We start from the raw sequence: 14,608 nt of genomic DNA, 5'->3' as shown, positions 1-14,608 counted from the left end.
ATAACTGATTTTTACGTCTTGGTGTTTTTTTATTTAGTTTTTCTTAAGGTGGCTAACTTGATTATAAAATTCGCCGTTAACATTTTTATACTATTTTGAAATGTCAACCATATAAGGATTATCGCAGAACGCTGCCGGCACTATTTTGAGCTTTTGCACAGTTCGCAAAATCTCAAAACTAGGCCTTCTACTAAGTGCTAAAGCACTAAGTAGAATTTGGCGGCTGAGCCATCACAGGTTTTGTGCTCCAGACTAAATAACGATTCTATTTTTTATTTGTTTTCCATTTACTTTGGAATATTAATTCTATTCTGATTTAAAATCCGATATTTCGATGAGTTATTGTATTCCCACCTTTATTCAAAATAAAAATAATAACAAAAAAAAGATCCTACAAGAATTGCAGCAATTTTACCGCAATTCTTGTAGGATCTTCTATTTTTTACATCAATTTAAATCATTTAAAATATTAAACGCTATAACGTATCCAGACCATAAAGCAGTTAAGTACTCAACTCGAATAAAAATCTATCCAATCCCAGAATTCACCGAGATACTGCAAAAAACTGAAATCCAGTCTGGAGCAACAGCTCTGGAAAATGCTCAGCCGCCAAATTCTTGTTAGCGATTCATCGCTTACAAGAAGGCCGAGCTTGGAGACTTTTTCCGATTTTGAAAAAGGCTTCAAGTCGTGCCGGCAGCGTTCCGGCGTTTCCCAGATGTTGTGTAAGACGGCATCATAACGCCATAAAAATTAAGCTTCTTTCAAGTTATGTTCTTTCCAACCAAACGCAACTACTAAGGCAATCCCGATAATACTAATCAAAACGATTGCCAAAATATTGTGTTCGAACTTTGAACCACCTAAAGCTAAATCAGCCACAATTGTTAGGAATAAGGCACCCAAGATTCCTGTCCATTGTAGTCTCGTAAAGGCTGAACCAGTAGTACTTCTAACTTCACGACGAGTTACATATGGCAAGACGACACCTAAACCAATCAAGACGATAATTGCCACGAAGTTAATGATCAATTCGTACCACCATGTTGATGTACCAAAGGAAACATCTTGAGGTCCGATACCGAAAATTGTTGCAACAGCTGTGATGATCAAACACCACCAACCGACAGCTAGAGCTAATTTATCATTCTTGATATAAACGTAATCTGAAGGGAATTTTTGACTATCTTGTCTAATTTTAATAAAGGCAAAGAAAATCCAGCAAGTTACACCTGGTGAAATAATTCCGTTCAAGTTTAATAGCCAGTTGAAAATATCGTTCATACTTGGCAAGAAAATACCTAATAACATGATGAAAGCACTCAAACCACAAGTTAATAGATAACCATTAACTGGTAGGCCATTACCGTTAGTCTTACGTAAAACCTTAGGCATGTACTTAGCACCAGTATCAGAAATCAACATTCTAGTCATAGCATCAAGTAAAACAGCTAGTAAGGCTGCTAAGTAAAATACTTCAGTCCAAGCAAAGACATACATCAAGAAATTACCCATATGATATTGCTTACCTAAAGCTTGGAAAGCATAGTATGAACCGTTCATCTTCAAGTCATTTGGTAAATTGAAACCATCAAAGAAGACACCTAATGAGAATGATCCAAAGATAGTCAAGAAAGCTGTCATGACAGCCAACATGATCATAGCCTTAGGAAATTCACGCTTAGGATGGCGCATTTTAGTAACGAATGGCGCAATAAGTTCGGCACCATTAACCGCATAAATCAACAAACCAATAGTTGTTAGATAATGCAAGTCAAATTTTGGCACGATAGTATGCCAGTTCATTGGTTGAGTAGCAATGTGACCACCGTTAGCAAGCCCAGCAAAAGTCATCAAGACGAACAAGACAGTCATACCAAACATGGCAATTCCACCGATCGTACTCAAGACTTCTAGTGAACGTTTGAAACGAGATTGCACAAAGATGAAAACAACGAAAGTGATCAAAGTCCAGAAGGCAAACCAGCCGTTTGACATGGTACTTTGCATACTTGCGTTACCGTTATAGGCCCAACCTAGACCAACAACGATTGAGTTAGCAGTATCAACAACGTAAGGAATTGAAGCTGCCCAATAAGTCCAAGCTGTGAAATACCCTAAGAATTCACCACTTGTACCACGAACCCAAGACGTTAAACCGCCACCTTCGTGGTTAAAGACTGAACCTAGTTGTCCAACCATTAATGAATAAGGAATGACGTATAAGAATAGCATAATAACCCAGGAAGTAATAACACCCATCCCTTGGTTTTGGAAGTTATAAGTTAAATCGTCAAATCCAATTACGGTAACAAAATCCATTAAGGCTAAAATAGGCCAGCTTATATAGTTCTTTTTTGGTTCTAGATCATCCATAATAAGCCCCCACTTATCTAAATATATTTAGCACAATGTTATATTTTACACTTTTCATTTCATATACATAGTGTCTAAAAACGTTTTCTTTAATTAAATTATTTATTTTTCATCAATTTTGATTGTAGATATTAACAACTTATTTGCTAATTCTGATAATTCGGTAATATCGAAATTATTATTACGCATTGCCGTATGCAAAACGCCAACTAATCCCCAACAACAGTAATTAAGAATGTATTCCGCTTCATCTTGGTGAACAAACGGAATCACCTTTTCTCCGTTAAGAACCGTTAATTGAATCAATTTTGGCATCAATTCTGAATCAGGATTTCGACACAAAACCCCAATCATTTTTTGGTTAGCTTCAATATAAGACATTATGACCTTGAAAAATTGTGGCCCAATATCTGTTTTTTTGCTTGGAGGTTCAAATTCCTCGACTATGTGTGTGAAATGATTCATCACAAAATCTTCCGTTTTATGGAGTAAATCATAAATATCTTCATAATGCAGATAAAACGTCCGGCGATTAATATCAGCCTTGTCAGTAATTTTTTGAATCGTAATTTCTTCAATCGGCATAACTGACATCAAATCAATAAAACTTTCACGGATCAATTTTTGTGTCCGCTTAGTTCGACGATCATTCTCGTTCATTTTGAACCTCCTTTGCTTCACAATATTCTGCTTTCTGTGCATTAAAACACAAAACCAACAATTCTGTTTATTGTTTAAAAAGCATCTTCTTAATATTATATAGCCATAGTCAAGGAGGAATATAGTATGTTTTTAACTCTTAAAGAATTACGTCATGAAAAAATAAAATTTAGTGCCTTAAGTTTAATCATCTTTTTAATCGTTTTCTTAGTACTTTTCATCACCGGTCTCGCTAACGGATTGGCCAACGACAGCGGCTCAGCTATCAAAGAAACACCAGCCCAAACGTTTATTTTGCAAAAGGGTTCGCAATCACGACTCAACCGCTCAAATCTAACTAATTCCGATTGGGATAAATTTAAATCCAGTAACGCTGCCAAGTTAAGTGTCACGCAGGCAACTATTCAAAAAGCTGCTAATAAAGATAAGAAGACTGATATTGCCTACTTCATTACCGACAAAAATAGTTTCCTAGCTCCCAAAAATCAGAGCGGAGAAAAAATCTACGCTAGTTCTAAATTACAAGCTAGTGGCTACAAAGTCGGTGATAAGTTCAAAGATTCTAATACCAACAAAACTTTCACCATCGCTGGTTTCACCGATAAAGAATCATACTCACATTCACCAGTTATCTACTTAACCTTCAAACAAGCCCAAGGTATCACCATGTCAAACTCATTTAATGCGATTGCTTTAAAGAAAAATCTCACTAAAAAATCAGGTTATCAAGTGATAACTAAACAAAATTTAATCGACAACATCCCTGGTTATTCAGCTGAACAGAGCTCACTTTATTTAATGATCGGCTTTTTATACGTCATTTCACTGTTCGTACTCGCCGTTTTCTTCTATATTATTAATCTGCAAAAAATGAAGGACTTCGGTACCCTCAAAGCACTAGGAACTAAGACTTCATATCTAGTCAAACACGTTTTGAGCGAAATGGGAATTTTATCCGGTGTCGCTATCATCCTTGCCTCTCTAGTTACGTATTTCATTCAACTAAAGATGCCTGCTTCAATGCCATTTAGTCTGAGTTTCTCAACTCTTCTAGCGACGGGAATATTATTCTTGGTCATCGCTTTATTGAGTGCACTCTTATCACTGATCAAAGTTATCAAGGTTGACCCTATCAACGCAATTGGAGGTAATAACTAATGCCAGTTTTAGAATTGAAAAATATTATCAAAAATTATCCCGACGGACAAAATGTCAATGAAGTTTTAAAAGAGATCAACTTTCACGTCAACCAAGGTGAATTTGCGGCTATCGTCGGTCCCAGTGGAGCTGGTAAAAGTACCCTCTTAACTATTATGGGCGCGCTCCTTAGTCCAACTTCTGGTTCCGTCTTATTGAATAATCAAGACATCGGCCAGCTTTCTAAGAAACAACAGACCGACATCCGGTTAAATAAAATTGGCTTTATCTTTCAAAATTCCGATTTGATCCCCTATTTAAAAATTTCTGATCAGTTGAAATTCATTCAAAAAATTTCTAACAAGAACCCAATCGACTCCGATAAAATTCTCAAAGAATTAGGCTTAGGACACCGATTGAATAGCTACCCTAATGCCTTATCTGGTGGTGAAAAACAACGAGTCGCGATTGCTCGAGCCTTCATCAACCAACCAGATTTAATCCTCGCCGACGAACCAACTGCCAGTCTGGACTCCAAACGTGGTCACGAGGTCGTTAAAATTATCCAAGAAACAGTTCATCAACAAAACAAAGCAGCTGTAATGGTAACTCACGACGAAAGAGTCCTCGATCTAGTCGATTCTATTTGGCAAATTGAAGATGGTCGCTTAAAACGCGTAAAAGCTTAATTTCATAAATAAAAAAGTTGTTCCAATAAAATCGCATATAGATGCGAAATCTAATTAGGACAACTTTTTTACATGTCTGTTAATTTTATTATTTATTGATCAATATCTTCAACACCTAAGGTAACATTTTCTTTTGCATTATCAACGGCATCGATTGCTGCTAAGACAACCATGCTAGCTGGTAAACTTCTGTGAGGTTCATCGCTATCAACAGCATCGTCGTCAGAAACCATAGTTGCTGGTCTCATAATAACGCTTCTGAAATTACGTTTCTTCAAATTCTCCTCGGCATCACGCTTAGTTTGCAAGTAACGCTTGTTAGCATTTGGCATGTCATCAGCTGAAATGTAAACGAAGACGGGAACCTTATTTTCTTCAGCAGCATCGGCAATATTTAAAGCACTCTCATAATTAACTTTTTCAAAAGTCAAATTTTCATTTTGATCTTCACAATATTCACCGATTGTATCGACAACTACATCAGCGCCCTTTAAATATTGGGTCCAGAATCCTTTAGATAAAGCATTGCCGACCTTCCAGTCAACCTTGTTGAACCAACTCTTATTGCCCAGTGGTTCACCAGTTCTGGAGACACTCGTTACTTCATAATCGTCTTCCAAAAATTGTTGAGCGAACTCGCCGCCCACGAATCCATTTGCACCAAAAATTACTACTCTTTTTGTCATAAGTTTACCCTTCCTTTAAATTAATCAATGTCAGAAAACGCTTCGTCAATAATATGATAATCCCGATCACGCAAGGCAATTCCTAGTGAACGCACATTTTGATCAACTTGTGCAGGAATTCTCGCTCCAGGAATCACAATTGAGATATCAGGATTTCTCATATACCAAGCCAAAACGATTTGCGCAACTGTTGCCTCGTAACGGTTAGCAATTTTGCGAACTATTTCAATCGAACTCATAATGTCACAAAATTGGCCGTGACTATATTGACTAAACTTCTTGGCATCAGCCATTTCGTACTTTCCCGTTAACAAACCTGATGCCAGCGGGAAGTAAGGTACGAAGGAAATTTGATTTTTCCGTAAATAAGGGAACAATTCTTCTTCCGCATCCCGATGTAACAGACTGTAATTGTCCTCAACGATATCAACCAAACCATCTTTATTGGCTTCTTTAATCTGATCAAGCGAAAAATTAGATACACCGATAGCCCGAATCTTACCAGCTTGTTTCAATTCATTTAAAGCTTTAATTGCTTCATTCTTGGGCGTCTTTTCATCCGGAAAATGAATATAGAAAATATCGATATAGTCCGTCTTCAAACGTTTCAAAGCATCATCAACTGCTTTTTTCAAAAACTCTGGACTATTGTCGATCACCTTTTCATTTCCAGGCACTTGAGCTGCTTTAGTTGCGATAACTAAGTTTTTGCGATCATAATTTTGAATTACATCACCGATAATTTCTTCTGAACGACCTAAACCATACATGTAGGCCGTATCCAAAGTCATCATTCCATTATCAAGGGCCTCTTTAATTACAGAGTAGCCATCTTCATCTTTCAAGTTAGGAAAAATATTGTGTCCACCAACTTTATTAGTTCCTAGACCAATCTTCTGACTGGTCACATTAGTTTTACCAATTTTAATTAAATCAGTCATATGATCACCTCACTATTATTCTGAAAACGTTACCTTTATAATAGCTCAATTAGACAAAAATTACCCTGTTATAGTTCAAAATAGCATCTTTCTTTAGTTGATGTGGTGGGTTAATTGCCGTCTTACACAACATCTGGGAAACGCTGGAACGCTGTGGGGCGACTTGGAGCCAATTTCAAGCCCGGAAATTGTCTTCAAGCTCCACCTTTGCCTAAGCGCTAAAGCGCCAAGGCAAATTTTGCAGCTGAATTTCCCAGAGCTGTTACTCCAGACTAGATAACAGGTTATTTTGTGTATCCTGTTTAACTCCAAAACAAAAAACAGCATCTATTCTTAACACACGCAGACTGCCTAAGAGTCTATCACGTACTATTAAAAAATAGATGCTGCTATTTATCAATTTTTAAATCATTATAAGAAAACTTCGAATAGAATAACTATTTAGTCCGGAGCAACAAACTCGATTTGGCTCAGTACTGAAATTTCTCTTAACGCTTTAGCGTTTAGTGAAAGGCCTAGTTTTGAGATTTTGCGCACTCTGCAAAAACTCAAAATAGTGCCCAGTACGTTCCAGCCAAAATCGAGTTTGTTGCGGAGGACGGCATACTACTAATCTTCTGATGGTAGTTCTCTTGGGCGTTTTTCTGCCAATTTTTGACGAACGACTGCTTCGGTTGCTCGTTCTCCATTTTCTAGTTCTTCTTTGACTTTAGCTAACTCATCGACATCTTGGTGTGCTTCGGGATTGTTCTTTCTGAAGATGGCCATAACGCTGTAAGCAATTTTTTCGCCCATGAGTGTTACTAGTGATCCTAAAAGAATGACGACAATTCCGATAACGGTATTAACTTGCATAGCTTCACCTAAAATCAAAAGTGATAAGACTGGAGCTAATGCTGGTTTAACTAAGAAAATCAATGAAGCTTGTAAGATTCCGACTTTTTCCATTGAAACGAAGTACAAACCAAAGGCCACACCAGTAACTAAGACTGAGATATACAGAATCAATGGCAAGGTTTGGAGGCTGATTCCTTGGAAGTATGGAATATTAACAAATTGTGAAAAGTTGCTTGGAATGTTTTGGGCAATTGGCAAATGACTCAAAGCCATCAAGACACCTAACTCAGCTGAACCGAATAAGAAGGCTAAACAAGTCATTGAGAGACCATTCAAGCCAATTTTATTTCCGTTTACTCGTGACATGACGCCGTAAATTCCAAAAATAATTGATGATAACAAACCTAGGATAATTCCCATTGCACCGGTTAGATGGAATGGATTAATAATAATTAACAAACCTAGAAGCGTCAAAACCAATGCTAAAACGTTAGTTCTGGATAATTTTTCCCTTAAAAATACGAAACCAATGATCAAACCAAAAATTGGATTGGCACTCAACATGATAGCGATAACTGAAGCTTTAGCCATGCCTATTGAGATTTGATAGAGTGTCATACTCAAGACGACGATAACAAAGCCTGTTAGAGCGATTCGGCCGATATCAGACTTGCTTAATTTGATCTCGTGTTTTCTCAAATACATTATTGTGAATGGCAACAAAGCCAAACCACCAATCAAGAATCTGATAAAGTTCAATTCAATCGGATTGAATTGATTACCAGCAATCTTCAAGGCAATCTCCATCGAACTGAATAAGAACGTTGGTATCAATATATAAAAGAAACTTTTTAAATTCAAAACTTATTTACATCCCCATTTTTTTGTTAGTGAATATCCTAAGTGTACTCCTGAATTGGGGGTATCTCAGAATGAAAGTGTTTTCAAGCTGGAAGTTTTTGCTTTTAATTGTTTTGCTTGTGGGTGTAGTATGCCGTCTTCCGCACAAAACCTGTGATGGGCTGGAACGCTGCCGGCACTATTTTGAGCTTTTGCACAGTTCGCAAAATCTCAAAACTAGGCCTTCTACTAAGTGCTAAAGCACTAAGTAGAATTTGGAGCCTGACATCAAAGGTTTTGTGCTCCAGACTGAATTTCACTTCTATGATTTATTTACTTTCCATTTATTTAGGAATACTAATTCTATTCTGATTTAAGACTTGGTATCTTGATAGGTTATTGTGTTTCCACTCTATTCAAAATAGGAGTAAATACATAAAAAATATCTTACTAAATTACACCATTTTTCTGCGACTCTAGTAAGATCTTCTATTTTTTACATCAAATTAAATCAATCAAGATATTAAACGCTATAACGTATCCAAACTATAAAACAGTTAAGTACTTAACTTGAATAGAAATCTATCCAATTTCAGAATTTACTGAGCTGCTACAAAAAGCTGAAATCCAGTCTGGAGCAACGGCTCTGGGAAATTCAGCTGCGAAATTCCTCTTGGCGATTTCAGTGCCTAGTGGAAGACCAATCTTGAAGACAATTCTCGCTTTTGGAATTGGCTCCAAGTTGTGCGCACATTCTCCAGCGTTTCCCAGATATTGTGTAAGACGGTATCTTACCGCCAATCAACGAACAGAAGTACCACTATCTCCCAGAATTAATCTTACTTTTAGAATAATTCTTTCCGGCTGTTAAATCATACTGAATCAGTTGATAATCGTGTAACAGTTGCTTTTGTTTGTCAGTTAGATCTTTTGATTTTACTTGTACTCCATGATCATCAACATACAAATTCTCGCTAGTTCCAACACTATTTTTCGCCATTGCTGGTAATTCTTCTTGAACCCTCGTTAACAAGGCATAGTAAGGAGTTACTTTTTGTTTCATTTGCTTTAATGCCAATGGAATAAAGCCGTTAGGATCGACTACTTGGGTCGAATCGGTCAGTTTTTTGGTTCCGTAATTGTGTTGACGGGCATACTTATTGCTGTATATGAAATAGTCAGTCTCATGTTGAGCAACGTTGTACTTGGTCATGTTGTTGCCGTCGTATATACCTGGCAAGTGGTCGCCGTACCAAACAACCGTAATCGGCTTTTTTTGTTGGTCAATTTTATCTAAAAAGTTTCTCGTTGCACTGTCAGTAATGTTAAGGCCTTTAGAAAAATTAGCTACTTGTTGGAGGTTTTTACCAGCCCCTTTGCCAGTAGCCTTAAATTGGTTGTCCGCATAATTGTTAGTGTACGGCATGTGGTTTTGCATCGTGACTAAATTGATGAATTGGCCACCCTTTGTTTGCTTGATTTGCCACAAAGCGTCGTTATACGAAGATTCATCACTGACATATTGACTGCCGTCAACGGTAGCTGTGTACTTCAACCCCTCTTTACCAGTTGAGTTGATATTGCGGAAACTCTGAACACCAAATTTCTTATAGACTGAATCACGGTCATAGAAATTGCCATAATATGGGTGAATTGCACTAGTAGTTTTAAAACTATTAGCGATATTGATTGGATGATCTTGTTTAATTACCAATTGGGTATATGGTGAATTGAGGGATTTAGCAAATTGGTTATAGGCTAATCCAGTAAAGGTCATATATTCCATATTGGCAGTTCCGCCACCGTAACCAGAACTCAACATCAAACCAGAAGTATTGGTCTTCTTAATTTGTTTAATTTCTGGGGCGACTTCTTGATTCAACTTAATATTAGGAACTCGACTCGGATCGGAGAAACTTTCACTCAAGACAAAGATCAGTGTTTGATCTGACAAATTCTTATTGGGACGTTTTTGATTGATAGTCTTAGCAACTTTTTGATATTTCTTCACTAACCGATTGATCGTCTGTTGGTTGTAATCGGCCGGTTTTTCCATGACATCAATGTGCATATTTGCTAAAAAGGTTACTAATGGACCATTACTGTTGGCTGACCAATTGATATTGGCATCAAAATGTGAATAGCCCGCTTTAGTTAACACTCGATTAGTCAGTGAACCTTGGCGATTAGCAGTGTAAAAGCTCCCCAATGATAAAGCAGCTAAACAAACCAAAATAATTCGAGTGATGGGATTGAAACGCAACAAATGTTTCCCTAAAAATTTTTCTAAAAGAATACATAACGATACCACAACGATTATCGTTATAACGGTAATGATCAATAGGTTCTTTTGAACCATCGTCAGCAGTTCTTTGGTATTGCTGAGAAACATTAAATCACTTGGTAAAATTGGTTCGGAACGATACATTACTTTCAGGCGATTGGCAATTCCATAGATGGCAAAGAAGATGTAGAAGATGGCTGTAGCGTAGAAAAAACGATTAATTAATCCATATAGACCCAAATAAAACACTAGCAAAATCAAACTGGTTATGAAATAGATGGGAAAATTGGTCTCAAAAACTGTTTTAGCACTGTAGGCAAACGACCCATTTTGGGCATAATTTAATAAGTAACCGACAAGAAATGCCGATATAACTATGAAAATTAATTGAAATAAATAACTGAATTTAAATTTTTTTCGCATAATCATTACCCTTTGTAAAAAAAGTTTACAATAATTAATTTTTATTATAGCAAAAAAGCCGACCAATAAATTTGATCGACTTTTTTTACTTATTGATAACGGCTTTAGTATAGCCTTTACCAGCAGTTAAGTCGTATTGAACTAATTTGTAGTCATCAACGATTTTTTGTTGCTGCTTAGTTAATTTATCAACTGATTTACCATCTTCATTAACGTACAAATTGTTAGTCCCCTCGTCAATATTCTTGGCCATTGCAGGAACTTCTTCTTGAACCTTAGTCAACAAAGCGTAGTAAGGTGTGACTTTTTGATCCATTTGTTTCAACGCTAATGGAATGAAACCATTAGGATCAGTAACTTTCGTATTATCGTCTAACTTGGTCGTTCCAGTTCCATTCTTGCGGGCGTACTTGTTGCTATAAATAAAGTAATCCGTCTGGTGCTCTTGAACGTTATATTTATAAATGTCATCCCCATCATAAATACCTGGTAAATGATCACCATACCAAACGACCGTGACTGGTTTATCAAGCTTATCTAATTCTTCCAAAAATTCTTTCGTGGAATTATCAGTATAATTTAAGCTTTGTGAAAAGTTCTCTACTTGGGAACGGGAACTATCACTAACGCCACTACCAGTAACTTTATAAGGATTATTCGTATAGTTGTTAGTATATGGCATATGATTTTGCATTGTGACTAGATTGATGAATTGGCCGCCATTGACGGAATTGACTTGTTCCAGAGTGTCTTTATAGGCAGATTGATCACTAACATATTCCATCTGTGGCAAGACATCAGTGTATTTCAATTTCAAAGAACCAGTGGTATCAATGTTTTTGAAAGTCTTAAAGCCGAATTTCTCATAAACAGAATTACGATTGTAGAAATTACCGTGGAACGGATGAATCGCTGAACTTGTCTTAAAACTGTTGGCAATATTGATAGGATCTTCTTGTTTGTTAACAACTTGTGTATATGGTGACTGTAAGGAGTCAGAAAATTGATTCAAAGCAAGTCCAGTTAGGGTCATATATTCCATATTGGCGGTCCCACCACCGTAACCAGAACTCATCATCAAACCAGAAGTAGTGTTCTGCTTGATGTTACGGATATTAGGAATCGGATCTTGATTCAACTTAATATTTGGTACTCGACTTGGATCAGAAAAACTTTCACTTAAAACAAAAATTAGGGTCTGTTTACTTAAATCATTATTAGAACGCTTACGGTTAATTTGTTTAGCCGTTTTTTGATATTTCTTGACGATACTAGCCATCTTTTCTTTACTGTAACCATTTGGCTTATCCATCACATCAACGTACATATTGCCTAAGAAGGTCAACATTGGGCCGTTGCTGTTAGCTGACTGGTTGATGTTTGAAGCATAATTTGTATAGCCTGCTTTAGCGAGCACTTTATAAGTCATCGAGTTGTTGTCACTTGCGGTGTAGAAACTACCAATGCTGATTGCCGCCAAGGCAATGAAAATCAATCTAGTTATGTGATTGAAATGCAGCATCTTTTTCCCGACAAATTTTTCTAAAAGACCAAAGATAACTACTAAAATTATTAAAAATATTACAACAACTGTGATGATTTTTGGTGTCACCATCGACAGTAAACCTTTGATATTCTTCAACATGCTCAAATCACTGGGCAAAATTGGTTCGGAACGGTACTTTACTTTCAAATAATCCGCTACTGCATAGATGGCGAAAAAAACAAAGTAGATTGCTGAAGAAACAAAGAAGCGGTTAAACAGTCCATATAAACCTAAATAGATTAAGAATAAAATTATAACAGTTAGTATGTAAGTGTTTACATTTGTTTGAAAAACAATTTGCTTAGTAAAAATTAAGTCATGAGTCTGAGCGAAATTCAAAATAAACCCGACCACAAAGGCCGCGGCTATCATAAATATGAATTGTAACAATCCTAAAAAATTAAATTTCTTTTGCATTTATAAATCGTCCTCATTTATATCCCTCAATATAATTACATTATATACTAACCTAATTTCTATGAATATCTACATATTTTTTTATTTAAACTTATCTTTTGGCTAAAAAAAAACAAACCCCTTAGGAATTTGCTTTTTCATAGAGCTTCACAACTTCATCTAAAAACTCATTTCGTTTCTCATCGGTTGTCGTATTAACTTGTCCAAAATGGATCCAGTTGCTGTGTTTGGGGTCTAACCCAATATCAGCCAAAGTACGGTTGATAAAGACGCCTGAAATGGGATTGCCACACTGATTGACTAAATAATCTTTCGTGATGGTCGACGTCGTTATAACGGTTACCTTCTTGATATTAGTTAGTAGTCCCTTCCAACCTGAACTCTCATCATAGGCAAAATTACTCAACATTACTTTATCGAGAAATCCTTTCAACATAGCTGGTAAATTGTGCCACCAGATTGGAAAAATAAAAATCAATTCATCAGAATTCTTGATTCTACGTTGATACATTTTGACCATCGGGGCGGTCGATTTTCCTTGCGAGTAAAGTGCTAAATCGGCTTCTGACAAAACTGGATCAAACTTTTCAGCGTATAAATCAATCACCTGAAATTCTTCATCGTTACGGGAAAAGTGATTTGATAAACGATTCAGAATTTCATGATTAAAACTTCCTGCATTCGGATGAGTATAAATAATCGTCTTCATTGTTCAATCTCTCCTCAAGAATCAATACTTATATTATAGTATTTTTTGGAGAATTTAACCGTTCAACAAATAGTGAAATTTTTTATCTTTTTTGATTCTAATTATCGTTAAACTTACCAGCAATCGACATCGTTGGTTGAATATTGATGAAAGCTTGTGGATCAACTTTCAAGATGATTTTCTTAGCAAAGAATAATTGATACTTCGTCAAAACCATCGTAATAGAACCGATTTCTTCTCCAGAATAGGCACCTTTCAAATGATAATCCAGCGTCAAACCACGATTGAGTGATTTCAATAATTCTTGCGAGATCTCATCTATTTTGTGCGTATAAACGGTAACTGTAATCTTTTGTTGCTGGATGTACATTTTATCAATTACCATATTTGTAATATAAATAGAAATAATTGTATAAAGTGCTAACTCCCAGCCGAAAACAAAGCCGGCAATCGTGATAATTACAGCATTAACGGCAAAGCTGACTTGTCCAACTGTCCGACCAGTACTTCGTTGCACGATCAAGGCAATAATGTCAGTCCCTCCGGTTGAAAATCCATAACGGAAGCAAAGACCAATCCCGGCTCCAGAAAGTATCCCACCGAAAACGGATGATAACAATGGATCGTTAGTGACTGGATGCATTGGTATGATCGAAATAAATACCGATGCTGAAACGATTGAAATTAATGAAAGAATAGTAAATTTCTTTCCTAATTTAAACCAAGCCAAAATAACCAATGGCAAATTTAACAATGCGTACCAAAAATAAACTGGGGTACTTGTATGAGCAAACTCATTTAACAAGTTAACGATTAACTGGGCGGCACCAGTCACCCCGGCTGTATAAAGTTTTGCCGGTTGCAATAGTAATTGAATACCTAAAGCGGAAGTAATTCCGTAAAATAAAGCGGCAAAAATACTTTTATAGTAGTTTTTAATAAAGTTCAAAAGCTCCCCTCCCTCTTCCAAAATAAATTCATATCAAATGAATTATAGCAAACAAAGCCTGTTAATAAACGGATTAAGCATATCATTACTGACAAGATTTTTCGTATAATATA

General features: G+C 36.4%; 11 protein-coding genes. 2 read left to right on the top strand and 9 right to left on the bottom strand.

Annotated elements, in window-relative coordinates; all coding sequences use genetic code 11:
* Positions 1-754: 754 nt before the first annotated feature.
* On the bottom strand, positions 755-2,377 hold the full coding sequence (locus tag EGT49_RS05405; RefSeq protein WP_135372287.1) for an APC family permease: 1,623 nt from the start codon (positions 2,375-2,377) through the stop codon (positions 755-757).
* Between the two features lie 102 nt (positions 2,378-2,479).
* On the bottom strand, positions 2,480-3,037 hold the full coding sequence (locus EGT49_RS05400; protein WP_135372285.1) for a TetR/AcrR family transcriptional regulator: 558 nt from the start codon (positions 3,035-3,037) through the stop codon (positions 2,480-2,482).
* 126 nt (positions 3,038-3,163) lie between these two features.
* Here EGT49_RS05400 and EGT49_RS05395 point away from each other — a divergent pair, with 126 nt between their 5' ends.
* Together EGT49_RS05395 and EGT49_RS05390 are read left to right on the top strand one after the other, a co-directional pair.
* Positions 3,164-4,195 carry an ABC transporter permease gene (locus EGT49_RS05395; RefSeq protein WP_135372283.1) on the top strand — a complete coding sequence of 344 codons (1,032 nt, stop codon included), beginning with the start codon at positions 3,164-3,166 and terminating at the stop codon, positions 4,193-4,195.
* Positions 4,195-4,863, top strand: coding sequence for an ABC transporter ATP-binding protein (locus tag EGT49_RS05390; RefSeq protein ID WP_135372281.1), 669 nt, complete (start codon positions 4,195-4,197; stop codon positions 4,861-4,863). Before EGT49_RS05395 ends, EGT49_RS05390 begins: the two co-directional genes overlap by 1 nt.
* Before the next feature lie 92 nt (positions 4,864-4,955).
* On the opposite strand, the gene EGT49_RS05385 is transcribed toward EGT49_RS05390, so the two are convergent.
* From EGT49_RS05385 to EGT49_RS05355, 7 genes are all read right to left on the bottom strand, one after another.
* Complete coding sequence (locus EGT49_RS05385; protein WP_135372279.1) at positions 4,956-5,549, bottom strand: NAD-dependent epimerase/dehydratase family protein; 594 nt, start codon at positions 5,547-5,549, stop codon at positions 4,956-4,958.
* Positions 5,550-5,569: 20 nt separating this feature from the next.
* Positions 5,570-6,490, bottom strand: a complete 921-nt coding sequence (locus EGT49_RS05380) for an aldo/keto reductase (RefSeq protein ID WP_135372277.1) — start codon at positions 6,488-6,490, stop codon at positions 5,570-5,572.
* Between the two features lie 609 nt (positions 6,491-7,099).
* Complete coding sequence (locus EGT49_RS05375; protein ID WP_167849762.1) at positions 7,100-8,188, bottom strand: DMT family transporter; 1,089 nt, start codon at positions 8,186-8,188, stop codon at positions 7,100-7,102.
* Between the two features lie 799 nt (positions 8,189-8,987).
* Positions 8,988-10,874: an LTA synthase family protein gene (locus tag EGT49_RS05370; RefSeq protein ID WP_167849761.1), complete on the bottom strand. Its 1,887-nt coding sequence runs from the start codon at positions 10,872-10,874 to the stop codon at positions 8,988-8,990.
* Positions 10,875-10,959: 85 nt separating this feature from the next.
* A complete protein-coding gene (locus EGT49_RS05365; RefSeq protein ID WP_135372273.1) occupies positions 10,960-12,837 on the bottom strand; it encodes an LTA synthase family protein in 1,878 nt (625 codons plus the stop codon).
* A gap of 121 nt (positions 12,838-12,958) precedes the next feature.
* The gene (locus tag EGT49_RS05360; RefSeq protein WP_135372271.1) at positions 12,959-13,546 is read right to left on the bottom strand and encodes an NAD(P)H-dependent oxidoreductase; all 588 of its coding nucleotides are present in this window, start codon (positions 13,544-13,546) and stop codon (positions 12,959-12,961) included.
* 97 nt (positions 13,547-13,643) lie between these two features.
* The gene (locus EGT49_RS05355) at positions 13,644-14,495 is read right to left on the bottom strand and encodes a YitT family protein (RefSeq protein ID WP_135372269.1); all 852 of its coding nucleotides are present in this window, start codon (positions 14,493-14,495) and stop codon (positions 13,644-13,646) included.
* Positions 14,496-14,608 lie beyond the last annotated feature (113 nt).

It is taken from the genome of Companilactobacillus suantsaicola (genome assembly GCF_004745525.1).
GTDB lineage: Bacteria > Bacillota > Bacilli > Lactobacillales > Lactobacillaceae > Companilactobacillus > Companilactobacillus suantsaicola.
This window is presented reverse-complemented; position numbering and strand designations above follow the sequence as displayed.

Coding starts and splice junctions, on each gene's coding strand:
- EGT49_RS05405 (WP_135372287.1), bottom strand. CDS start 2,377: ATGGATGATCTAGAACCAAAAAAGAACTATATAAGCTGGCCTATTTTA.
- EGT49_RS05400 (WP_135372285.1), bottom strand. CDS start 3,037: ATGAACGAGAATGATCGTCGAACTAAGCGGACACAAAAATTGATCCGT.
- EGT49_RS05395 (WP_135372283.1), top strand. CDS start 3,164: ATGTTTTTAACTCTTAAAGAATTACGTCATGAAAAAATAAAATTTAGT.
- EGT49_RS05390 (WP_135372281.1), top strand. CDS start 4,195: ATGCCAGTTTTAGAATTGAAAAATATTATCAAAAATTATCCCGACGGA.
- EGT49_RS05385 (WP_135372279.1), bottom strand. CDS start 5,549: ATGACAAAAAGAGTAGTAATTTTTGGTGCAAATGGATTCGTGGGCGGC.
- EGT49_RS05380 (WP_135372277.1), bottom strand. CDS start 6,490: ATGACTGATTTAATTAAAATTGGTAAAACTAATGTGACCAGTCAGAAG.
- EGT49_RS05370 (WP_167849761.1), bottom strand. CDS start 10,874: ATGCGAAAAAAATTTAAATTCAGTTATTTATTTCAATTAATTTTCATA.
- EGT49_RS05365 (WP_135372273.1), bottom strand. CDS start 12,837: ATGCAAAAGAAATTTAATTTTTTAGGATTGTTACAATTCATATTTATG.
- EGT49_RS05360 (WP_135372271.1), bottom strand. CDS start 13,546: ATGAAGACGATTATTTATACTCATCCGAATGCAGGAAGTTTTAATCAT.